General features: G+C 71.0%; 22 protein-coding genes. 7 read left to right on the top strand and 15 right to left on the bottom strand.

The features are described 5' to 3' along the window. Window positions 1-66 precede the first annotated feature (66 nt). The 5 genes from FBY40_RS03085 to FBY40_RS03065 all read right to left on the bottom strand — a co-directional run bounded on the left by FBY40_RS03085 (window position 67) and on the right by FBY40_RS03065 (window position 6,531). The gene (locus tag FBY40_RS03085) at window positions 67-1,629 is read right to left on the bottom strand and encodes a multicopper oxidase family protein (protein ID WP_141936320.1); all 1,563 of its coding nucleotides are present in this window, start codon (window positions 1,627-1,629) and stop codon (window positions 67-69) included. Window positions 1,630-1,780: 151 nt separating this feature from the next. After that, entirely contained in the window at window positions 1,781-3,175 is a 1,395-nt protein-coding gene (locus tag FBY40_RS03080; RefSeq protein ID WP_141936318.1) for a dihydrolipoamide acetyltransferase family protein, read from the bottom strand. Between the two features lie 8 nt (window positions 3,176-3,183). Beyond that, window positions 3,184-4,227: an alpha-ketoacid dehydrogenase subunit beta gene (locus FBY40_RS03075; protein ID WP_124291924.1), complete on the bottom strand. Its 1,044-nt coding sequence runs from the start codon at window positions 4,225-4,227 to the stop codon at window positions 3,184-3,186. Beyond that, entirely contained in the window at window positions 4,224-5,321 is a 1,098-nt protein-coding gene (locus tag FBY40_RS03070; RefSeq protein ID WP_235015038.1) for a thiamine pyrophosphate-dependent dehydrogenase E1 component subunit alpha, read from the bottom strand. The genes FBY40_RS03075 and FBY40_RS03070 overlap by 4 nt, the downstream gene beginning before the upstream one ends. Window positions 5,322-5,403: 82 nt before the next feature. Continuing rightward, complete coding sequence (locus FBY40_RS03065) at window positions 5,404-6,531, bottom strand: histidinol-phosphate transaminase (protein WP_442922851.1); 1,128 nt, start codon at window positions 6,529-6,531, stop codon at window positions 5,404-5,406. 121 nt (window positions 6,532-6,652) lie between these two features. On the opposite strand from FBY40_RS03065, the gene FBY40_RS03060 reads away from it, so the two are divergent. After that, the gene (locus FBY40_RS03060) at window positions 6,653-7,051 is read left to right on the top strand and encodes a phage holin family protein (protein WP_141936314.1); all 399 of its coding nucleotides are present in this window, start codon (window positions 6,653-6,655) and stop codon (window positions 7,049-7,051) included. Here FBY40_RS03060 and FBY40_RS03055 read toward each other — a convergent pair. Continuing rightward, window positions 7,020-8,402, bottom strand: a complete 1,383-nt coding sequence (locus FBY40_RS03055) for a hypothetical protein (RefSeq protein WP_141936312.1) — start codon at window positions 8,400-8,402, stop codon at window positions 7,020-7,022. The genes FBY40_RS03060 and FBY40_RS03055 overlap by 32 nt on opposite strands. Continuing rightward, the gene (locus FBY40_RS03050) at window positions 8,399-8,689 is read right to left on the bottom strand and encodes a hypothetical protein (RefSeq protein WP_141936310.1); all 291 of its coding nucleotides are present in this window, start codon (window positions 8,687-8,689) and stop codon (window positions 8,399-8,401) included. Before FBY40_RS03050 ends, FBY40_RS03055 begins: the two co-directional genes overlap by 4 nt. 135 nt (window positions 8,690-8,824) lie before the next feature. Between FBY40_RS03050 and FBY40_RS03045 the strand changes: the two genes are divergently transcribed. From FBY40_RS03045 to FBY40_RS03035, 3 genes are all read left to right on the top strand, one after another. Beyond that, a complete protein-coding gene (locus FBY40_RS03045) occupies window positions 8,825-9,346 on the top strand; it encodes a low molecular weight protein-tyrosine-phosphatase (protein WP_141936309.1) in 522 nt (173 codons plus the stop codon). Window positions 9,347-9,382: 36 nt separating this feature from the next. Continuing rightward, window positions 9,383-10,765, top strand: coding sequence for an adenylosuccinate lyase (purB, locus tag FBY40_RS03040; protein WP_141936307.1), 1,383 nt, complete (start codon window positions 9,383-9,385; stop codon window positions 10,763-10,765). 110 nt (window positions 10,766-10,875) lie between these two features. After that, window positions 10,876-11,616, top strand: coding sequence for a YqjF family protein (locus FBY40_RS03035; protein ID WP_235014500.1), 741 nt, complete (start codon window positions 10,876-10,878; stop codon window positions 11,614-11,616). A 4-nt stretch (window positions 11,617-11,620) separates the two neighbouring features. On the opposite strand, the gene FBY40_RS03030 is transcribed toward FBY40_RS03035, so the two are convergent. From FBY40_RS03030 to FBY40_RS03005, 6 genes are all read right to left on the bottom strand, one after another. Continuing rightward, the gene (locus FBY40_RS03030) at window positions 11,621-11,944 is read right to left on the bottom strand and encodes an amino acid transporter (RefSeq protein ID WP_141936303.1); all 324 of its coding nucleotides are present in this window, start codon (window positions 11,942-11,944) and stop codon (window positions 11,621-11,623) included. Beyond that, the gene (locus tag FBY40_RS03025) at window positions 11,941-12,624 is read right to left on the bottom strand and encodes an acyl-CoA synthetase (protein ID WP_141936301.1); all 684 of its coding nucleotides are present in this window, start codon (window positions 12,622-12,624) and stop codon (window positions 11,941-11,943) included. The genes FBY40_RS03030 and FBY40_RS03025 overlap by 4 nt, the downstream gene beginning before the upstream one ends. A gap of 101 nt (window positions 12,625-12,725) precedes the next feature. Then, window positions 12,726-13,619, bottom strand: coding sequence for an aminoglycoside phosphotransferase family protein (locus tag FBY40_RS03020; RefSeq protein ID WP_235014498.1), 894 nt, complete (start codon window positions 13,617-13,619; stop codon window positions 12,726-12,728). Beyond that, window positions 13,616-13,864, bottom strand: coding sequence for a hypothetical protein (locus FBY40_RS03015; RefSeq protein ID WP_141936298.1), 249 nt, complete (start codon window positions 13,862-13,864; stop codon window positions 13,616-13,618). The genes FBY40_RS03020 and FBY40_RS03015 overlap by 4 nt, the downstream gene beginning before the upstream one ends. A 37-nt stretch (window positions 13,865-13,901) precedes the next feature. Then, window positions 13,902-14,534, bottom strand: a complete 633-nt coding sequence (locus tag FBY40_RS03010; protein WP_141936296.1) for a TetR/AcrR family transcriptional regulator — start codon at window positions 14,532-14,534, stop codon at window positions 13,902-13,904. A gap of 92 nt (window positions 14,535-14,626) precedes the next feature. Further along, the gene (locus tag FBY40_RS03005; RefSeq protein WP_141936294.1) at window positions 14,627-15,193 is read right to left on the bottom strand and encodes an NADPH-dependent FMN reductase; all 567 of its coding nucleotides are present in this window, start codon (window positions 15,191-15,193) and stop codon (window positions 14,627-14,629) included. Between the two features lie 112 nt (window positions 15,194-15,305). Between FBY40_RS03005 and FBY40_RS03000 the strand changes: the two genes are divergently transcribed. Next, complete coding sequence (locus FBY40_RS03000) at window positions 15,306-16,154, top strand: SDR family NAD(P)-dependent oxidoreductase (protein ID WP_141936293.1); 849 nt, start codon at window positions 15,306-15,308, stop codon at window positions 16,152-16,154. A gap of 4 nt (window positions 16,155-16,158) precedes the next feature. Here FBY40_RS03000 and FBY40_RS02995 read toward each other — a convergent pair whose 3' ends face one another. Next, on the bottom strand, window positions 16,159-16,794 hold the full coding sequence (locus FBY40_RS02995; protein ID WP_141936291.1) for a DUF1016 N-terminal domain-containing protein: 636 nt from the start codon (window positions 16,792-16,794) through the stop codon (window positions 16,159-16,161). 67 nt (window positions 16,795-16,861) lie between these two features. Next, window positions 16,862-17,650 (bottom strand): bestrophin-like domain, encoded by a 789-nt coding sequence (locus tag FBY40_RS02990; protein ID WP_235014495.1) that lies wholly within the window; start codon window positions 17,648-17,650, stop codon window positions 16,862-16,864. A gap of 163 nt (window positions 17,651-17,813) precedes the next feature. On the opposite strand from FBY40_RS02990, the gene FBY40_RS02985 reads away from it, so the two are divergent. Beyond that, a complete protein-coding gene (locus FBY40_RS02985) occupies window positions 17,814-18,236 on the top strand; it encodes a YciI family protein (RefSeq protein WP_124291940.1) in 423 nt (140 codons plus the stop codon). Next, on the top strand, window positions 18,233-19,468 hold the full coding sequence (locus tag FBY40_RS02980; RefSeq protein WP_141936287.1) for an RNA polymerase sigma factor: 1,236 nt from the start codon (window positions 18,233-18,235) through the stop codon (window positions 19,466-19,468). The genes FBY40_RS02985 and FBY40_RS02980 overlap by 4 nt, the downstream gene beginning before the upstream one ends. The last annotated feature ends 171 nt before the right edge of the window (window positions 19,469-19,639 follow it).

Raw genomic sequence — 19,639 nt, 5'->3', positions numbered from 1 at the left:
ATCGACGAACGCGCACGCCCCCCGTCGCCTCGGCGGGGGGCGTGCGCGTTCGCACGACCGGTCGGGTCAGTGGCGGTGTCCGGCGGTCGCGTCAGGCGGAAGGGTCGTGACCGCGGTGTCGGAACCCGGCCCCACCACCAGGAACTGCGCCATCATGCCCGCGTCTTCGTGCCGCAGCAGATGGCAGTGGAGCATGAGCGGATGACTCGCGTCGGCGTGGTCGAAACGGAGCACCATCTCCACCTCGACCCCGGGCGGGAGGTACAGAGTGTCTTTGGGGCCCGCAACGGCTGCGGGCGGATCGTCGCCGCCGTACCGCGTGACCTCGAAGTGGACACCGTGCACGTGGAAGTTGTGGGGGTAGGACATGTCGTTCCGTACCCGCCAGCGTTCGACCGTGCCGCGCTCCACGACCGCGTCGATCCGCTCCATCGACATCGCCTGACCGTTGATCGCGGTGCCGTCGAGCACCCACTCCCGCGTCATGACCGCATCGGCGGCATCGAGCGGGTCAGCCGGCGCGAGCACGGGCGGAATAGTCCCGCGGCTCTCCAGGTCGTCGGCGGCGCGCAGCTGCAGAACATCGAAGCGGTCGGCGCCGCCGTTGCCGCCCCCGAAGACCGGGAGGACGCCGCCGAGGTCGGGGCTCTCGCTTCGCAGTACGGTGGTCTCGCCCGGCGTCATCCGCACGAGGATCTCCGCCCGCTCCCCGGGCGAGAGCTGCAGGCGCTCGGTCTCCCGGGGCGCAGGGAGCAGCCCGCCGTCGGTGGCGATGTGCGAGAAGGCCCGTCCGTCATCGAATCCGAAGGCGTACACGCGCGCGGTCGACGCGTTGACGAGGCGCAGCCGCACCACGTCCGTCGCCACCGCCAGGTACGGCGCGAGCGTCCCGTTCACGAGGATCTCGTCGCCGAGATGTCCCGACGATCCGCCGTCGCGCTGACCGAGCGCGCCGGTCTCGGCGTCGAGCGCGACGTCCTGCACGATGACGGGGATGTCGTCGACCCCGTACTCGGCCGGGAGCGGCAGACCCGCCGAATGCGCGTCGTCGATCAGGAACAGCCCGGCGAGCCCCCGCCGCACGTGCTCCTCGGTCGCCCCGTGCGGGTGCGGGTGGTACCAGAGCGTGGCGGCCTCCTGGTCGATCGTCCACTGCGGAGACCAGGTGCCGCCGGGGTCGATCGGCTGGTGCACGCCGCCGTCCATCTCACCCGACAGCCGCATCCCATGCCAGTGGACGCTCGTCGTCTCATCCAGTCCGTTCGTGACGTCGATGCGCACGCGGTCGTTCTGCGCTGCGCGGATGGTGGGCCCGAGGTAGGACCCGTTGAAGCCCCAGGTGGGGGTCTCCCGTCCGTCGACGAACGCCGTGGACCCGGCTCGGGCATCGAGCGCGAACACCTTGGTGCCGTCCGGATCGATGACGGGCTCGAGGAGCTCGGGGATCGCCAGGGGCGTGTCGAAGTCGACGGCGCCGACCGTGTCGACGGCCGGGGCGTTGCCGATGCCGGTGGCGAAGGCGGTACCCACGCCTGCGGCCGAGAGGACGAGGGTGACGACGATGCCGATGACGACCTTCGGGCGGCGGAGACGGCGGAGACGGGCGGGGCGAGGAGGGAGGGCGGACATGACTCCACGCTGGCGGAGCGCGCCCGCCAGCGGCACCGGGCAGACCCGACGCTTCCCGAGGGTTTTCCCACCTCTCGACAACCCTCCTCATTCCCGGCGAAAGAGCATCCGGCCGCTGAGAGGAGGGCAGAGAGGGGCGCGGGGGCGCAGCTCAGTCGAGCAGCAGTGCGGGCTCCTCCAGGATCGACGCGACATCGGCGATGAAGCGCGACATCCCGTCGCCGTCGATCACGCGGTGGTCGAACGACCCGGCGACCGTGGTCACCCAGCGCGGACGCACCTCGCCGTCGACCACCCACGGCTTCTGGCGGATCGTGCCGAGCGCCACGATGCCGGCTTCACCGCCGTTGATGATCGGGGTGCCGGCATCCATCCCGAACACCCCGATGTTGGTGATCGTGATCGTGCCCCCCTGCTGGTCGGCGGGGGTGGTCTTCCCGTCGCGCGCGGTGAGGGTCAGCCGCTCGAGGGCGCGAGCGAGGTCGCGCATCGACAGGTCCTGCGCGTCCTTGATGTTCGGGACGAGGAGTCCGCGCGGGGTCGCCGCGGCGATTCCGAGGTTGACGTAGTGGTGCAGCCGGATCTGCGCGCCGTCCTCGCCGTCGATCCACGAGGCGTTGACCATCGGCGTCCGCCGCACCGCCCAGATCACCGCACGGGCCATGATGAGCAGCGGCGAGACCTTGATGTCGGCGAAGTCGGGCGAGGCCTTCAGGCGCTTGACGAGCTCCATCGTGCGGGTGGCGTCGACGTCGGTCCACACCGACACGTGCGGCGCCGAGTAGGCGGTACGCACCATGCTGTTCGCCACGGCCTTGCGCACGCCCCGGACGGGGATGGACTCCTCGCGCCCGTCGTCCTCCGTCGCCGCGCGTGACGGGCCGGAGGACGAAGAATCGGATGCCGCTGCTGCGGCCGGCTCGGCGGCGCGCGATCCCGCACCGTCGACCGGGATGGTCTCCTCGCGGACGTCGCCCCACTCCGGGGTCTGGATGTTGCGGAAGACACTCGCCTGCGAGGCGTGGCGCATCACGTCGTCGCGGGTGACCTCCCCCGCCGCCCCGCTCGGGGTCACCGCGGCGAGGTCGACGCCGAGGTCGCGGGCGAGCTTGCGGATCGGGGGCTTGGCGACGACGCCGACCGACTGGGTGACCGGACGCTCGGCGGGCTTCCGGCGCCGCGACTGGACGGCGCCCGCCGAGCCGTATCCGACGAGCACCGAGCCCGACTCCTCCGACTCCGCGCGCTGCTCGCCGTGCTCGCTCTGTCCGACGGTGACGGGGGGCACCGGCGGGGCCCCCGCATCCGCCGGGTCGATCGTGATGATCGGCGCGCCGACGTTCACCGTCGCCCCCTCGTCGGCGAGGAGCTCGCCCACGCGCCCCGCGAACGGGGAGGGCAGCTCGACGAGCGACTTGGCGGTCTCGATCTCGACGATGACGTCGTTGACCGCAACGGAGTCGCCCGGGGCGACCCGCCACGTCACGATCTCGGCCTCGGTCAGACCCTCCCCGACGTCGGGGAGGAGGAACGTCTGGGTGCTCATGGGACTCCTCAGTAGGCGAGGGCGCGGTCGACGGCCTCGAGGATGCGGTCGGCGTCGGGGAGGTAGGTGCCCTCGAGCTTGGCCGGGGGGAAGGGGGTGTCGAAGCCCGACACCCGGAGGACGGGCGACTCCAACGCGAAGAACGCCTTCTCCATGACGGTGGCGGCGACCTCGCTGCCGAGCGAGGTGAACCCGGGCGCCTCCTGCGCGTAGACCATCCGGCCGGTGCGGCGCACCGAGTCGAGCACCGGGCCGTAGTCGACGGGCGAGAGCGACCGCAGGTCGATGACCTCGCAGCTGGTGCCCTCCGACTCGGCGAGCGCGGCGGCCTGCAGCAGCGTGTGCACCATCGCGCCGTGGCCGACGAGCGTGACGTCGGTTCCCCGGCGCACGAGGCGCGACGCGTGGAGCGGCAGCGCGGGCGCGCGCGTGTCGACCTCGCCCTTCTGCCAGTAGCGGCTCTTGGGCTCGAGGAAGATGACCGGGTCGTCCGACGCGATCGCCTCCTGCATCATCCAGTAGGCGTCGTTGGGGGTCGAGGGGCTCACCACACGCAGACCGGGGGTGTGGGTGAAGTAGGCCTCGGGGCTCTCCTGATGGTGCTCGACCGCACCGATGTGACCGCCGTAGGGGATGCGGATGACGATGGGCATCCGCACAGCCCCCTCGTGCCGATTCGTGATCTTGGCCAGCTGCGAGGTGATCTGGTCGAAGGCGGGGAAGACGAATCCGTCGAACTGGATCTCGAGCACGGGGCGGAATCCCGCCATCGCGAGTCCGATCGCCGTGCCGACGATGCCCGACTCGGCCAGCGGCGTGTCGATCACCCTGCGGTCGCCGAACTCGGCCTGCAGCCCCTCGGTGACCCGGAAGACGCCGCCGAGGCGCCCGATGTCCTCGCCCATCAGCAGCACGCGGTCACTGCCGGCCAGGGCGGCGCGGAGCCCGAGATTGAGGGCCTTCGACAGGGGAAGGGAGCGGATGACGCCGGCGTCGGCCGGGTCGCCCGCGGGCTCGGGCGCGGGGGTCGAGATCGGCTGAGCGGTGGTCATGACGTCCCCTCCTCGAACGACGCCTCGTAGTCGGCGAGCCAGCGCTGCTGCTCGTCGATGAGCGGGTGAGGCTCGGAGTACACGTGGTCGAACATGAGGTCGGTCGGGACGCCGCCGAGGGCGTTCGTGCGCACGCGCGTGTCGTCGGCGAGGGCCCGGGCCGAGGCTTCGACATCGGCGAAGAACGCATCGGAGGCGCCGCGCGAGCGCAGGTAGGTCGCCATGCGGGCGATCGGGTCGCGCCGAGCCCAGGACTGCTCCTCGTCGGAGGTGCGGTACTTCGTCGGGTCGTCGCTGGTGGTGTGGGCGCCCATCCGGTAGGTGATCGCCTCGATCGCGCGGGGTCCCTGACCCGTGCGCGCCTCGTCGAGCGCGACGCGGGTCACGGCGTAGCCGGCGAGCACGTCGTTGCCGTCGATCGGGATGGCGGGGATGCCGTAGCCGTCGCCGCGGCGGTACAGCGGCGAGCGCGACTGCGTCGAGACCGGCACGGAGATGGCCCACTGGTTGTTCTGCAGGAAGAACACCTCGGGCGTCTGGTAGCTGGCGGCGAAGACCATCGCTTCGTGCACATCCCCCTGACTGGAGGCCCCGTCGCCGTAGTAGACGATCACCGCCTCGTCGCGCTCGAGATCGCCGGTGCCGCTGCGACCATCGAAGACGAGTCCCATCGCGAGTCCGGTGGCGTGCAGCGTCTGCGCGCCGAGCACCAGCGTGTAGATGTGCGTGTTGCCGTTGCGTGGATCGGTCGGATCCCAGCCGCCGTGGGTGAGTCCGCGCATGAGGCGGATGATGTCGACCGGGTCGACGCCGCGGATGCGGGCGACCACGTGCTCACGGTAGGACGGGAAGACGTGGTCCTGGGCGCGCGCGGCGCGGGCGGAGCCGACCTGGGCGGCCTCCTGACCGAAGCTCGGCGGCCAGAGGGCGAGCTGACCCTGGCGCTGCAGGTTCGTCGCCTGCACGTCGAAGGCGCGGATCTCGGCCATGTCGCGGTACAGCCCCTCGAGCTCGGCGTCGCTCAGCGCGTCGATGACAGCGAGATACGGCTCGGCCGCGGGCGTCGGTGACAGCGTGCCGTCGGCATCGAGGATGCGGACGAAACGGGCGTCGGGAACCGGGTCTCCCGAAGCGGCGGGGTCAGACGAGGCGGGGCCTGCGTGCAGAGTCACCGTTCTACGCTAGCCGCCGGCCCGGATGGGCTTCTGGGAGGTCTCTCACAACGGAGGCCGCGATTCGTAGGACGTGATCCACAGACTCTTCCTCACCGACCGAGATCCGGATGCCGTCGCCGGCGAACGGACGGACGATGAGTCCGGCCTTGGCGAACGTCTCGGCGATGGCCACGGTGTTCTCGTGCGCGGGAAGCCACACGAAGTTGCCCTGCGCCTCGGGAACGGCCCAGCCGGCATCGCGGAGAGCCTCGGCCAGCCGGTCGCGGCGGGCGGCGATGTGCCGGACGCGATGGAGGAGCTCGTCCTCGGCGTCGAGGCTCGCCAGTGCCGCCGCCTCGGCATGCGCCGTGACCGACAGCGGGATCGCCGTCGTGCGCGCGGCATCGAGGATGCGCGGGTGCCCGATGGCGTATCCGACGCGGAGAGCGGCGAGACCGAACGCCTTGGAGAACGTGCGGAGCACCACGACGTTGGACCGCTCCGCCCCGCCGCGCGTGCGGTTGCCGAGCACGGTGAGGCCGTCGACGGCACCGGGGGCGGTGACGAACTCGGCATACGCCTCATCGAGGATCACGAGGATGTCGGAGGGCACGCGTCGCATGAAGGCATCGAACTCGTCCTGACCGACCACGGGCCCGGTGGGGTTGTTCGGGCTGCAGACGAGGATCGCGCGGGTGCGGTCGGTGATCGCGTCGGCCATCGCATCGAGGTCGTGGCGCGCATCGGCGGTCAGCGGCACCTGCACGGGAGCGGCGCCGGCGAGCACGGCCAGCCACGGATAGGCCTCGAACGAGCGCCAGGCGTAGATGACCTCGTCACCGGGCCCGGAGGTGGCCAACACGAGCTGGGCGAGGATCGAGACGCTTCCCGCACCCACGTGCACCTCGTCGAGGGTCACGTCGAACCGAGCGGCCAGGCGTTCGCGGAGGCGCGTGGCCGTGGCATCCGGATACCGGTTGAAGGCGCTGGCCGACCGCACCGCCTCGAGAACCCCCGGCAGCGGGTCGAACGGGTTCTCGTTGCTCGAGAGCTTGAAGGCGTCGGGCCCCGCCTGCGTGCCCTGCTTGTACGGCGGCAGGGAGGCGATGCCGGGGCGCACGCGAACCGGGATGTCTGCAGCGTCGCTCACAGCACCGAGTCTACGGCGGGATGACGCCCGGGCCATGGGGATGGCGGTACCGGCGGACGGAGGGCATCGCGGCACGCGTCAAGGTCTCGCGGGCACCGGTGCGGCGTGGCACACTCACCGCATGGGCTTCCTCATCCGCGTGGTCGTGAACGCGTTCGCGATCTGGGTCGTCACCCTCATCCCCGCACTCCAGGTCTTCGTCATCCCGTTCGCGCCGGGAGAGACGCTGCAGCTGGTCCTCACCCTCCTGCTCGTGGCGGCCATCTTCGCGCTCGTGAACACGATCATCGGAACGGTCATCAAGGTGCTGGCCTTTCCGCTGTACATCCTCACCCTCGGCCTGATCGGGCTGCTCATCAACGCGTTCCTGCTGTGGCTGACCGCGTGGTTCACCCAGTGGTGGAGCTTCGGTCTGCGCGTCGAGGAGTTCTGGTGGGGCGGCATCATCGCCGCGCTCATCATCTCGGTGATCAACTGGATCGCCGGCATCATCCTGCGTCCTCGCCGCCGCGAGGACTGAGCCGCTCGGCAGCCGCCGGCTGCGGGCGCGCCGCCGCGTACTCGGTGACGGCGACGGCCTCCGCCTGGCCGAGCCGTGCGAACACCTCGTGCACGGTGGCGACCCTCGGATCGCCCGACGTGTCGACGAGGGCCGCGCTCTCGGCATAGCTGCGCATCGAGTGCGCCGGCACCGTCGCATCCACCAGTCCGGAATCGGCGTGGGCCTCGCGCTCGGCGGTGAAGCTGCCCGGCGCGCCGACGGCGGTTTCGTGCCCGCCCCCGGCGAGCACCGCGACGGGGTCGTCGGAATGACGGATCGCGACGGCCAACGTGTCCGCGCCCACGTCGGCCTCGACGGGGGATCCGAACGAGACCATCGTGGCCATGTCGTACGGCCCTTCCAGCGCCAGGTGCGCCGCGATCATCGCTCCCTGCGAATGACCGAAGGCGTGAACGGTGTCGCCGGGCTTCGCGCCCGCCGCCTCGAGGGCGGCGAGGGTCGCCTCGTACGACGCCGAGCGGCTGCCGGTGTACAGCTCGGCGTTGGACTGCACATCCCAGGGATCCTCGCCCCCGACACCGAGCGACTGCGTGCCGGCGATGTACACCGCGAACTGCTCGGTGCCGTCGGGCATCGTGTACTTCTCCACGCGAACCCGCGCCTCACCCGCTCCCGGCATCCGAGATGCGGCTGACGCCAGGTCGGGGGGCGCCGTGGTCACCCGCGGCGGCGGAGGCGTCGACCGCAGAACCACCGCCGACGGCTCACCGTCGAGGCGCGCGTCACGCGAGAGACGTCCCCACCCGCCGACACCGAAGATCGCGGCGGTGCCGAGCGTGGCACCGCCGAGCGCGACGCCCCCGATCGCGGCGCCGAACTCGCTGAAGATGCCCCCGAGGTCGCTTCCGGTCTCGGTCGCCTGACGCACGAGAAAGCTCGGCCACAGCACCGCCCTGTCGAAGCGGGCGATGAACGCCTCACCATCGGCGCCGGGGAACAGTCGCAGCAGCTCGGCGCGTCGGAGTTCGACGGCGGCCAGCCCCGCACCGTCGCCGCGCGCCGACAGGGCGGCGTGCTCGGCGTCCAGCTCGACCAACTCGTAGACGGCGGCGGCATGGCGGAGGTCGCCGGCGATCTGCGCCGCCTGCACGATCGCGGCGTCGAGATCGTGGGCGAAGACGCTCGCCGCCCCGGCCGCCGCCCACCCGAAGCGTCGTTCGTCGGCGAGTTCGGCACGAGCGGCCCCGAAGCGGCGCTGCAGCACGTCGAGGTCGTCGATCATCCGATCGAAGCGTCCCGCCGCCTCGCGGAGGGACTCGGTGTCGACCGAGACCGCGCCGCCTCCGCGGATCTCGAGGCCATCGCTCACCAGCATCCCTCCGCCATCGACGCTGCCCGGTCACCGGCGCACTGCGCCTCGAAGATGACCGTCTCGAGCTGGCAGGTGAGCCCTGAGACATCCCCCGCCCACCGTGCGGCCTTGTCGTGGAAGGCCTCGGCGGCCCGGGCGCGCCAGCCGGTGGCGTGATCGAGGGAGCGGGCGGTGATCGTCGCGTCGGCGAGCGCGAACGCGACCGAGCGCAGCTCGCGGACGACGGCGGCGAGCGCGACCGCACTCGCCTCGGCACCGGGAGAGCAGGCGGCGGTGGAGAGCATGGGACGATGATCGAGGTCCGGCTGTCCCCGCGGGGGCGGGGGCGGCGATCTGTGAGGGGATGGCGCCGAACGCCGGGCTGTGCAGGAACGGTCGACGCCCTTGCACGCCGCGTCTTCACCCCCAGAATGGAATTCATGTCCGCGAGCGCCTCGCCTGCTGCGCCGTTCCGCGTCGTGTTCGTGTGCACCGGGAACATCTGCCGTTCCCCCATGGCCGACGTGGTGTTCCGAGCTCTCGCCGACCACGCCGGGCTCGCCGCGCGGGTCGTCTCCACGAGCGCCGGCACCGGCGACTGGCACGTGGGCGAGCGTGCCGACGAGCGGACGCTGGCGGCGCTGGAGCGCCGCGGCTACGACGGTTCCCGCCACCGGGCGCGCCAGTTCACGCAGTCCGACTTCGAGCGCACCGACCTCATCGTCGCCCTGGACCGCAGTCACGAACGGATCCTCCGCGGCTGGGCGCCCTCCGACACCGATGCCGACAAGATCGCCCTGCTCCGCTCGTTCGACTCCGCGGCCGACGGCGTCGACGTGCCCGACCCCTACTACGCGGGGCCCGCGATGTTCGATCAGGTGCTCGCTATGATCGAGAACGCGAGCCGGGCGCTCTTCCGGCAGCTGGAACCCGCCATCCGTCCCGCGACCACGTCTCCGTGAGGTGCTGACGCGGGGCCGCGTCGTCACGGGAGCATCGTGCCCTCTCTTCCCCCTCAGCCGCTCAGCCCGCTCGACGGGCGCTACCGGGCCGCGGTCGCACCGCTGGCCGACTACCTCTCCGAGGCGGGTCTGAACCGCGCCCGCGTCGAGGTCGAGGTCGAGTGGCTGATCGCCCTGACCGAGTCCTCCCTGTTCGGCACCCGGCCCCTGTCGCCGTCGGACAAGGACCGCCTGCGCGTGCTCTATCTCGACTTCGGGCAGAGCGAGATCGACTGGCTCGCCGAGAAGGAGGCGGTCACCCGCCACGACGTCAAGGCCGTCGAGTACCTCGTACGCGATCGCCTGACCTCCCTCGGGCTCGACCGCATCGCCGAGCTCACGCATTTCGCGTGCACGAGCGAAGACATCAACTCCACCGCCTATGCCCTCACCGTCAAGCGCGCGGTGCACGACGTCTGGCTGCCGAAGCTCCGCGAGGTGGTCGCGGCCCTCTGGCGTCTGGCGGACGAGCACCGGGATGCCGCGATGCTGGCGCGCACGCATGGACAGCCGGCGACCCCCACGACCATGGGCAAGGAGCTGGCGGTGTTCGCCGGACGCCTGGAGCGGGTGGTCCGCGGCATCCAGGGATCTGAGTTCCTCGCGAAGTTCTCGGGAGCGACCGGCACCTGGTCGGCGCATCTCGCCGCCGACCCGCAGGTGAACTGGCCGACCCTCTCGCGGGAGTTCATCGAGGGCCTGGGACTCGACTTCAACCCGCTCACCACCCAGATCGAGTCGCACGACTGGCAGGTCGAGCTCTACGACCGCGCTCGTCACGCCGGCGGCATCCTGCACAATCTCGCGACGGATATCTGGACCTACATCTCCCTCGGATACTTCGCGCAGATCCCCGTCGCCGGCGCGACCGGGTCGTCGACCATGCCGCACAAGATCAACCCGATCCGCTTCGAGAACGCCGAGGCGAATCTCGAGATCGCGGGGGGCCTGTTCGCCACGCTCGCCTCGACGCTCGTGACCTCGCGTCTGCAGCGCGACCTCACCGACTCGACCACGCAGCGCAACATCGGTGTGGCCTTCGGTCACTCCCTCCTCGCGCTCGACAACCTGCTGCGCGGTCTCGGCGAGATCTCGCTGCGCCGCGACGTGCTGCTGGCCGACCTCGACGCGAACTGGGAGGTGCTCGCCGAGGCGATCCAGACCGTGGTGCGCGCCGAGATCGCCGCGGGCCGTTCGCAGATCACCGACCCCTACGCGCTGCTGAAGGACCTCACTCGCGGGCGCCGCGTCGGCGGGCCCGAGCTGGCGGAGTTCGTGCGCGGCCTCGACATCGGCGACGAGGCGAAGGAACGGCTGCTCGCCCTCACGCCGGCCGGCTACGTGGGTCTCGCCGCCGAGCTCGTGCCCCCCGCGCGCTGACCCCCGCCGCGCCCTTCCCCGCCCCGCCGCCGCCTTCCCCGCCTCCGTCCCCCGCTCAGCGGGGCGGAAGAGCGGGCGCCGGGATGCCACGGCGGCGGGAGAATCGGAGGGTGACGTTCGAGCGCGATGCCCCGCCCCTCCTGCGGCGCGCGGTCATCGCCCAGCGCTGGAGCGACGCGGTCTTCCTGCACTGGCGGGTCGAGCCCGGCGCGGTCGCACCGCTTCTCCCCCGCGGAGTGGAGCCCGACGTCTTCGACGGATCGGCGTGGGTCGGGCTCGTTCCGTTCGTTCTGAGCGAGTTCCGATTCCTGCCGCTTCCTCCGGTGCCGTTCGTCGGCACGTTCCGCGAGATCAACGTCCGCACCTACGGCGTCGACGCCGCCGGGCGGCGCGGCGTCGTCTTCCGCACCCTCGAGGCCGAGCACGTGGCGCCGGTGCTCGCGGCGCGGGCGATCTTCGGGCTTCCCTACCGGTGGGCGCGGATCGGGATGCGCGACACCGGCCCGCTCATCGAATACCGCTCACGGCGCCGCCGCCTCGACGGCCGCGCCGTCGGTCCGGGAACCCGGATCGCCGTCGAACGCGACACCGAAGCCGTCGACACCGCGCTGTCGCGCTTCCTCACCGCGCGGTGGGGGTTCCACGAGACGCACCTCGGGCGGACGATCTGGGCGGCCAACGAGCACGTGTCGTGGCCGCTCGTCGAGGCGCGGGTGCGGGCGCTCGACGACGGCCTGATGTCAGACGCCGGATTTCCTCGCCTGGCCGGCCGGACGCCGGATTCCGTGCTGGCGACGCCGGCTCAGCATCCCGGGTTTCACACCCGCTTCAGCCGCGCCCTCCGCATCTGAACCGCTACGGGGTGGTCGACCCGCCGGTGGGTGCGTCGGGCGCGTCGGCGGGGTCGTCGTAGAGCACCGGTCGCTCCATCGGCTTCTGCACGGCGGCGGGGTCGACGGCCAGGAGCAGCAGCGAGAGGATCAGCAGGGTGACGATGAACGTCACGCCCGCGACGATGCCGGCGACCACCAGCGCACGTGAGGCCTGCTCGCCGCCGCCCTGCTGGAAGAAGCCCATCGACATGAGGGTGACGAATCCCGCGAAGAGCGCGGCCCCGAAGGCGAGCCCTAGCAGCTGAACGGGCTTGAGCAGATCGCGTCGGGTGAGCTTGTCGGTCATCGGGAGTCCTCCGGGGATGACACCGCGGCGGTGTCATCGATGGGTTCGGCGGACGGGGAATCCGCCTCGGGGCGCGGCGAGAAGCCGGCGATGGCCAGCCACACCGCGATGATGGCGGCGTAGCCGCCCAGGATGCCGACACCGATCGTCGTGCCGGTGAGGGTGAAGGTGCCCGCCTCGTCGATGGTGTACTCCAGCGCGTACGACACCGGCACCGAGATCAGCGCGACGCTCAGCACGAGGGTGATGAGCCCCACGGCCAGACCGTCGCGGGCTTCGCGGGCGGCCACGGCGAGCTCGGGCGCTCCCCGGGAGAGGCGCACCTCACGACACGACGACAGGGCCTCGGTGAGTCCGGTCGCGAGCGCCCAGGTGGCGACGATGACCACGAACGTGACCTCCGATCGCCACGCCGGGATGCCTCCCGCCATGCCGGCGACGATGCTGAGGATGCCCATCACGATGGCCTGCCACCGCGCCCCGGCGGGATAGACCAGCCAGGCGGCGAGGAGGAAGACCAGACCGGTCGCGATCGCGAATCCGCTGAAGACCGACAGCCCGATCGAGGCCGAATGATCGGGCGAGAAAGTGATCATCACCGCAACGATCGCCGCGAAGAGGGCGCGCGCGAGCTGCAGGTCGCGCGCACGGAAAGCGCGGGGCGTGGCAGCAGCAGGCATGACGGCGTTTCAGACGGGGATCGGGGCGTTTCCAGTGTAGGCCGTGGGCGCTCGGCGGATTCGGCGATGCTTCACCGGCGAGAGAAGCGGATGCCGCGGGCTCACGCCTCCCCGAAGAGACGGTCCAGCACGCGTCGGGCCTGCGTGACCTCCGCGGGACTCGGGCTCTCGATCATGAGAAGCGCCTTCCACAGCGCCCAGCCGCGTCCACGAGCCCACGTTCCGTCGTCGACGGCGAGATCACGGCGGAAGAGTGCCGCCGCGACCCCGTCGAAGAAGGTCCACTCGATGACGGTGTCGCAGGCGGGATCGCCGACGGCGCTGCATCCGAAGTCCACCACTGCGCCGAGCCGTCCACTGCGGACCAGCAGGTTGTTGATGGACACATCGCCGTGCACCCACACCGGCGGCCCGTCGAAGACGGCGGCACAGGCGTCGCGCCAGATCCCCTCGGCGAGGTCGCGCTCCCGGCCGGAGACACGATGGACGATCGCCGCCATCTCGTCGTCGTAGTGCGCCAGGGGACCACCGCGGTATCCGCTGTGCAGGCCGGGGGCCGGGCCACCGGCGGCGTCCACGGCGCGAAGGGCGACGAGAAAGGCGGCGAGGTCGGCCGCGAACTCCCGGGTGTCATCGATCTCGACGACGGCGGCCGGATCGCCCTCGATCCAGCCGTAGACCGACCACGGACCCGGGAAGGCGCGGGAGGGGCGTCCGATGCCGTGCAGGGTGGGGATCGGGAGCGGCAACGACCGCGAGAGGTGCGGCAGCCACCGTTGCTCCTTCGCAACCTGCGGGACGTATCCGGGCGCCGAGGGCAGGCGGACCGAGAGTGCATCTCCGAGGCGGAACATGCGGTGGTCGTTCCCGCCGTAGGGCACGCCGCGCACCGGAAGGTCGAGCCACGCGGGGAACTGCTCGGCGATCAGCGTCCGGACAAGGTATTCGTCGATTCGCGATGCATCGATGTCGCCGATCGGATGAGCCCCGGTCACTGCTGCGGGCAGAACATGCGCGGCCGGGGGCCGGTGCGGTCGAATGTGTGCTGCGACATGGGCGCACCGCAGAGGGGGCAGGGCCGCTCGGTGCGCTCGGGCTCGGGCTCGGTGTCGTAGGGCCCGACCGCCGCGGGCCCGGCCTTGCGGATGAGCACGGCGTTCATCCAGTTGAACCAGCCGCCCTCCTCGCGCATCCGCTCCCGGAGGGGCTTTCGCGCGGGGCGGGGCTCGGGGTGGGGCATACCCCTCACCCTACGCTCGCGACCCGCGGGCGTCCGGTCATCCGAGCTTGGGGAGAACCCGGTGAAGCAGCCTCTCGATCGCGGCGGGATCGATGTCGGGGATGCCGCCGGCTGCGGCCTCGGCCGCCCAGCTGCGCCCGATGAAGCGCATCAGCCCCGCGACGAGTGACACGATGAGCCCCGCCTGCCGTTCGCGCTCCGCGGGATCGTCGTCGGGGTACTGGTTCTTCAACCGCAGGATCAGGATCTCGCGGACCTCCGCCTCGACGGCCTCGATCCGCTCCAGCTGGCGGGTGATCAGCATCGGGTTGCTCCCGATGGCGCGGATGCGCCGCGCCAGCTGCGCGGGGTCGGCGTCGAGCCCCCCGGGGTCGACTTTGATGAGCTGTGCGGCGCCCGCCAGCAGTGGCCCGGTGGAGACGATGAACTCGCGCGCCGCGCGCTCGTCGATCGTCGGCGGATCCACGCCGAGCAGAGCCGCATCCTTCGTCTTGAAATGGTTGAAGAAGGTGCGCTGGCTCACTCCGGCCAGCTCGCAGATCATGTCGACCGTCACCGCCTCGTAGCCGCGCTCGAGGACGAGATCGGTCGCCGCTCGCTCGATGGCGCGGGTCTTCTCGACAGCATCCTTCCGCCGGGGGGCGGGGCGGGCGGGCGGGGTGGTCGACATGGTCTGCGGCTCCTTCGTCACTCCGACCGTAGCGACTCGACGGGGTCCTGCCGGTCGGCTCGGCGCGTCGAGAGCTTCCGGTACCGCGGAGGTCAGCGGGGAAGGACGGTGAGCACCCTCTCGATGTGGTCGCGGAACTCGCTCATGAAGTCGCGCAGGAAGGTCTCGGTATCCTCGGCGCGCACCTCGCCGTCGGGGCCGAAGACCTCGTCGGAGAACTGGATGTAGGCCTCGGGGGCGGTCATCTGCCTCGCGTTGCAGTAGCTGAGGACTCCGCGGAGGCTCTGCTGAGCCACGGCGGTGCCGATCTGCCCGACCGACGCCCCGACCACTGCCGCCGGGATGTGCTCGAACGAGTTCTCGCCCCACGGCCGTGACGCCCAGTCGATGGCGTTCTTCAGCGCACCGGGGATGCTGCGGTTGTACTCGGGCGTGACGAACATCAGGGCCTCCGAGGCACCGATCGCCTCCTTCAGCGCCCGCGCCTCGGCCGGGAAGTCGCTGTCGAAGTCGGGGCTGTAGAGCGGAAGGTCGCCGATGGGGATCTCGGTGAATTCGAGATCGTCGGGCGCGAGGCGGATGAGCGCCTTCGACAGCACCCGGTTGATGGATGTCGACGAGAGGCTGCCGATGAAGTAGCCGACCTGATACGTGGACATGATGTCTCCTCGCCCTTGGGGTTGCGCGATGATGGCACGCAGACCAGGTGCGGCTCCAGGCCTGGACGACGGCCGGGAATTGTGCCTGTGGCACAGCCGAGGAGAGGACGCGATGAAGCGAACCAACGACGTCGATCCGGTGCGCGGCGCCGTCGTGCTCATCACCGGCGGCGCGCGGGGGATGGGTGAGTTGTACGCGCGGCGAGCGGTCGCCGCCGGCGCCCGCGACGTGGCGCTGTGGGACATCGATGAGGAGCGGGCGACCGCACTGGCGGCCGACCTCGGTCGGTCGGGCGTGGACGTGCGCGCCTACGCCGTCGACGTCTCGCAGCCGGAGTCGATCCGCGACGGGGTCGCGCGTGTGCGCGACGACGTCGGGGCACCCGACATCCTGATCAACAACGCCGGCATCGTCCGTGGGGCGCCGTTCTGGGAGCACGACCCCGTCCGTGGCATCGAGGCGACGATGCGGGTCAACACGCTCGCGGCGATGTGGCTCACCCGGGAGGTGCTCCCCCACATGATCGCCGACCGCTCGCGGCCGAAGCGCATCCTCAACATCGCCTCGGCCGCCGGGACCCTCGCCAACCCGCGCATGAGCGTGTACGCCGCGTCGAAGTGGGCGATGATCGGGTGGAGCGAGTCGGTGCGGCTGGAGCTCGCCGCCGCCGGTCACCGCCACATCGCGGTGACGACCTTCTGCCCGAGCTACGTGTCGACCGGCATGTTCGCCGGCGCCCGCGGGCCCCTGCTGACCCCCATCATGACCCCGGTCCAGGCGACCGCGGCCGCCTGGCGTGGAATGCGCCGCGGCACGCCGATGGTGCTGCGCCCCTGGACTGTGAAGCTCGCGATGGCCCTCCGCGGCGTGCTGCCGACGAGGGCCTGGGATGCCATCGCGGGCCGGGTGTTCCGCGTCTATTCGTCGATGGACGCCTTCACCGGACGCGGCGGCGACTGACGGCTCACTCCGCCACGGGGAGGCGGGCTGCGCGATCGAGGTCGATCCCCACGGCGAGGAAGCCGACGGTGTCGGGGTCGGCGCTCAGCTGCTCGGCGAGGGCGGAGTCGACGCGACGCAGCGCCGCGGCGAAGTTCTGCGGCGCGTCGGTGTCGTGCTCGTGCCGGGCCGCGTCGATGTGGCCGATCAGCTCGGTGCGGCTCCAGGTGTGCTGCACGGCCTTTCCGGCGTACCACTCGCGAAGACGCTGATCTTCGAGGCGGGTGAGCAGCTCGACGACATGACCCCACGGCAGCTGTCCGACCGGCTGCTGAACGATCCCGCCGCGCGGGGGCCACGAGGCGGCGAAGTCGCGCATGCGACGAAGGCCCTCGACCGTGAGGCTCGTCATGGTCGGGTAGGTGTGACGGAGCCGGTGCGCGAGCGCCTCCAGCGCGGCATCCTGGTCTTCGGCGGCATTCTCCTGCGCGAGGATGGTCGCGCCGATCTGCCAGTACAGGCCGATCACCTCCGCATTCGCGCGGCGCTGGAGGGTGTGACGCGCGGCCTTGACCTGGCCGACCAGCGTCTCCACGGTGTTCTCGACCGCGACGCTTTCGACGGCACCGTCTTCGGTCGCGGCCTGGGCATCCTCGCTCATCACGTCAGCATGTCGCACAACGGTGCGATCACGACAGATCGGCGCCCGAGGAGGTCTCCGACAGCGATCAATCCGCGCGGTCGAAGAGCCACTCCTGCACCTCCTCGAAGTACTCCGTGTCGACCGCGACCGGCCCCATGTAGGGGTGATCGAAGCTCGCGATGGTGAAGATGACGATGGCCACGTACGACGCGAGCACCGCCGCCATGACGAGGTGAGTACGCAGCCGTCCCATCTGGATCATCCCGATCAGCACCGCCGTGATCGCCGCGCCCGAGTACAGGACGAACCACAGGATGCCGGGGAGCTCCAGCCCGATCACCCCGATCCGCGCGCTTCGCGCCGACATGAACTCGTTGAACGACCAGATCGCCGCCGCATGGACGTTCGCCTCCCCCTCACCCTCGGGCTCGAACGAGAAGAGAACCTCTTCGATCGCGGCGACTTCCGCCACAGACTGCGAGGGGATCCGTCCCTCGCGCTGCGCCTCCCAATCCACCTCCCGGACGTGGTCGACGTACGAGACGATCAGCGCCTGGAGCTCCCCCCGCTCGGGCTCGGGGAATCCGGCCGTGTCGCGATAGAGCACCGCGACCGCCGATGCCTCATCCATCACGATCTCCTCGACGCCGCGGTAGTTCTCGTACGAGGCGGCGGCGATGAGCGCGAGGGTCACGCCGTAGAGCACGCCGAAGGTCGCCATCACGTAGGCGAGGATCCGGTCCCACTCGCGCATCTGCTTCTTGTCGCCCGGCACCCAGCGACGCAGCGCGATGACGATCAGCAGCGACGCCGCGACGAAGAGGATGACGAAACCGGGCAGCGCGACCCCGACCGGCAGCTGGTAGAGCCACATGAATGGCATTGTGCCCGCAGGTGGGTCCGGCGCACGGGAAGCGGATGCCGCGGCTCGCCGTCGCGGCATCCGAAATCTTTCTCGCCGGCGATGTCGATTCCGCTCCGCCCGGTTCGACGCGATAGTGGGAGGGCCCTCCTCCCCGAACGAAACGGAGATTTTCATGGCCAAGTACATGCTCATCATGCGCAACAGCGGTTCGGTGGAGAACTACGAAGACATGGACTTCGAGGCGATCATCAACGCGATGGGCGCCTACAACGAGTCGATGATGAAGGCCGGGGTGCTTCTCGGCGGCGACGGTCTGACCGATGCGGCGCAGGGGTCGGTGGTGGAGTTCACCGGCGAAGCGCCCATCGTGACCGACGGGCCCTACGGCGAGGTGCACGAGCTTTTCAACGGCTTCTGGACGATCCAGGTCGGGTCGCAGGAGGAGGCCGTCGAGTGGGCGAAGAAGGCCCCCCTCGGCCCCGGCAACAAGATCGAGGTGCGCCGGATGACCGACGAGTCCGACTTCGCGGACTACGCCGACAACGAGTACATCCAGAAGGAGAAGGGCTGGCGCGAGGAGCTCGGCACCGAATGAGCGCCGATCCGCGCCGCGTGCTGGAGGCCGTGTGGCGCATGGAGGGTGCGCGTATCGTCGCCGCGGTGGCGAAGGCGACCGGCGACGTCGTCCTCGCCGAGGATGTCGCGCAGGAAGCGATCGTCGAGGCCCTGGGCTCGTGGCGCGAGCACGGCGTGCCCGACAACCCGGGTGCGTGGCTGACGGCGGTCGCGAAGCGGCGAGCGGTGGACGCCTGGCGACGCCGGTCGGCGCTCGATGAGCGCCACCGCGCCATGGCGCACGACCTCTCGGAATTGGCCGAGGACGCGTGGGAACCGATCGACGACGATGTGCTGCGGCTGGTGTTCACCGCGTGCCACCCGGCGCTCTCGCGGGAATCGCAGGTCGCCCTCACCCTGCGGGTCGTCGGAGGGCTCACGACCGTCGAGATCGCGCGGATGCTGCTGGTGCCCGTGCCGACGGTGCAGGCGCGCATCACCCGGGCGAAAAAGACCCTCCAGGCCGCGAAGGTACCGTTCGAGACGCCTGATCCTGCGGAGTGGCCGGCTCGGCTGCAGACCGTTCTGAGCGTGGTGTATCTGATCTTCACCGAGGGGTATGCCGCCACGAGCGGTGACCGGTGGGTGCGCGCCGACCTGGCCGATGAGGCGTTGCGGCTCGGTCGCATGCTCGCCGGATTGATGCCGCGCGAGGCCGACGCGTGCGCCCTGCTGGCAGTGATGGAGCTCCAGGCCTCACGGTTCGGGGCGCGGACGGATGCCGGGGGGCAGCCCGTGCTGCTGGCGGATCAGGACCGGGCCCGGTGGGACCGTGCCCAGATCGAGCGGGGGCGCGCCGCGCTCGCGCGAGCCGACGCCGTCGGGCGCGGACGGGGCGCGTACGCCTTGCAGGCGGCGATCGCCGAGCAGCACGCGACCGCCCCGACCTTCGCCGAGACCGACTGGGAGGAGATCGTCGTGCTGTACGAGGCGCTGGGCCGGATCGCCCCCAGCCCGGTGGTCGACCTCAATCACGCGGTCGCCGTCTCGATGTCCGTCGGGCCGGGCACGGCGCTGACGATGGTCGACCGGCTTGTCGCGAAGGGCGCGCTGCGCGGCTCGCACCTCATCCCGAGCGTGCGCGGCGAGCTGCTCGCCCAGCTCGGCCGGGCGGAGGAGGCCCGCGCCGAGCTCCTGGCCGCGGCGGCACTGACGGGCAACGAGCGCGAGGCGGCTGTGCTGCGGGCGAAGGCCGCCGCCGTCGGCGGCTGATCCGCGTCGTCCCTCACTCCTGCACTACCGAGGCGAAAAGCCCGGAAAAGCCTTGCTGTCGGCCCCTGCGCTCGATTCTGCAGGAGTTGAGGGCTCCCCGCCGCGGCGGCGACCCGCGGAAGCGGTTGAGCGGCGGGCGCCCGCGCCCTAGGCTCGCGGCAGAGCGTCACA

It is taken from the genome of Microbacterium sp. SLBN-154 (assembly GCF_006715565.1).
Taxonomy (GTDB): Bacteria; Actinomycetota; Actinomycetes; order Actinomycetales; family Microbacteriaceae; genus Microbacterium.
This window is presented reverse-complemented; position numbering and strand designations above follow the sequence as displayed.

Bases quoted from the DNA above. Each gene is read 5' to 3' on its own strand.
- FBY40_RS03085 (WP_141936320.1), bottom strand. From the start codon at position 1,629: ATGTCCGCCCTCCCTCCTCGCCCCGCCCGTCTCCGCCGTCTCCGCCGC.
- FBY40_RS03080 (WP_141936318.1), bottom strand. From the start codon at position 3,175: ATGAGCACCCAGACGTTCCTCCTCCCCGACGTCGGGGAGGGTCTGACC.
- FBY40_RS03075 (WP_124291924.1), bottom strand. From the start codon at position 4,227: ATGACCACCGCTCAGCCGATCTCGACCCCCGCGCCCGAGCCCGCGGGC.
- FBY40_RS03060 (WP_141936314.1), top strand. From the start codon at position 6,653: ATGGGCTTCCTCATCCGCGTGGTCGTGAACGCGTTCGCGATCTGGGTC.
- FBY40_RS03050 (WP_141936310.1), bottom strand. From the start codon at position 8,689: ATGCTCTCCACCGCCGCCTGCTCTCCCGGTGCCGAGGCGAGTGCGGTC.
- FBY40_RS03045 (WP_141936309.1), top strand. From the start codon at position 8,825: ATGTCCGCGAGCGCCTCGCCTGCTGCGCCGTTCCGCGTCGTGTTCGTG.
- FBY40_RS03030 (WP_141936303.1), bottom strand. From the start codon at position 11,944: ATGACCGACAAGCTCACCCGACGCGATCTGCTCAAGCCCGTTCAGCTG.
- FBY40_RS03025 (WP_141936301.1), bottom strand. From the start codon at position 12,624: ATGCCTGCTGCTGCCACGCCCCGCGCTTTCCGTGCGCGCGACCTGCAG.
- FBY40_RS03015 (WP_141936298.1), bottom strand. From the start codon at position 13,864: ATGCCCCACCCCGAGCCCCGCCCCGCGCGAAAGCCCCTCCGGGAGCGG.
- FBY40_RS03010 (WP_141936296.1), bottom strand. From the start codon at position 14,534: ATGTCGACCACCCCGCCCGCCCGCCCCGCCCCCCGGCGGAAGGATGCT.
- FBY40_RS03005 (WP_141936294.1), bottom strand. From the start codon at position 15,193: ATGTCCACGTATCAGGTCGGCTACTTCATCGGCAGCCTCTCGTCGACA.
- FBY40_RS03000 (WP_141936293.1), top strand. From the start codon at position 15,306: ATGAAGCGAACCAACGACGTCGATCCGGTGCGCGGCGCCGTCGTGCTC.
- FBY40_RS02995 (WP_141936291.1), bottom strand. From the start codon at position 16,794: ATGAGCGAGGATGCCCAGGCCGCGACCGAAGACGGTGCCGTCGAAAGC.
- FBY40_RS02990 (WP_235014495.1), bottom strand. From the start codon at position 17,650: ATGTGGCTCTACCAGCTGCCGGTCGGGGTCGCGCTGCCCGGTTTCGTC.
- FBY40_RS02985 (WP_124291940.1), top strand. From the start codon at position 17,814: ATGGCCAAGTACATGCTCATCATGCGCAACAGCGGTTCGGTGGAGAAC.
- FBY40_RS02980 (WP_141936287.1), top strand. From the start codon at position 18,233: ATGAGCGCCGATCCGCGCCGCGTGCTGGAGGCCGTGTGGCGCATGGAG.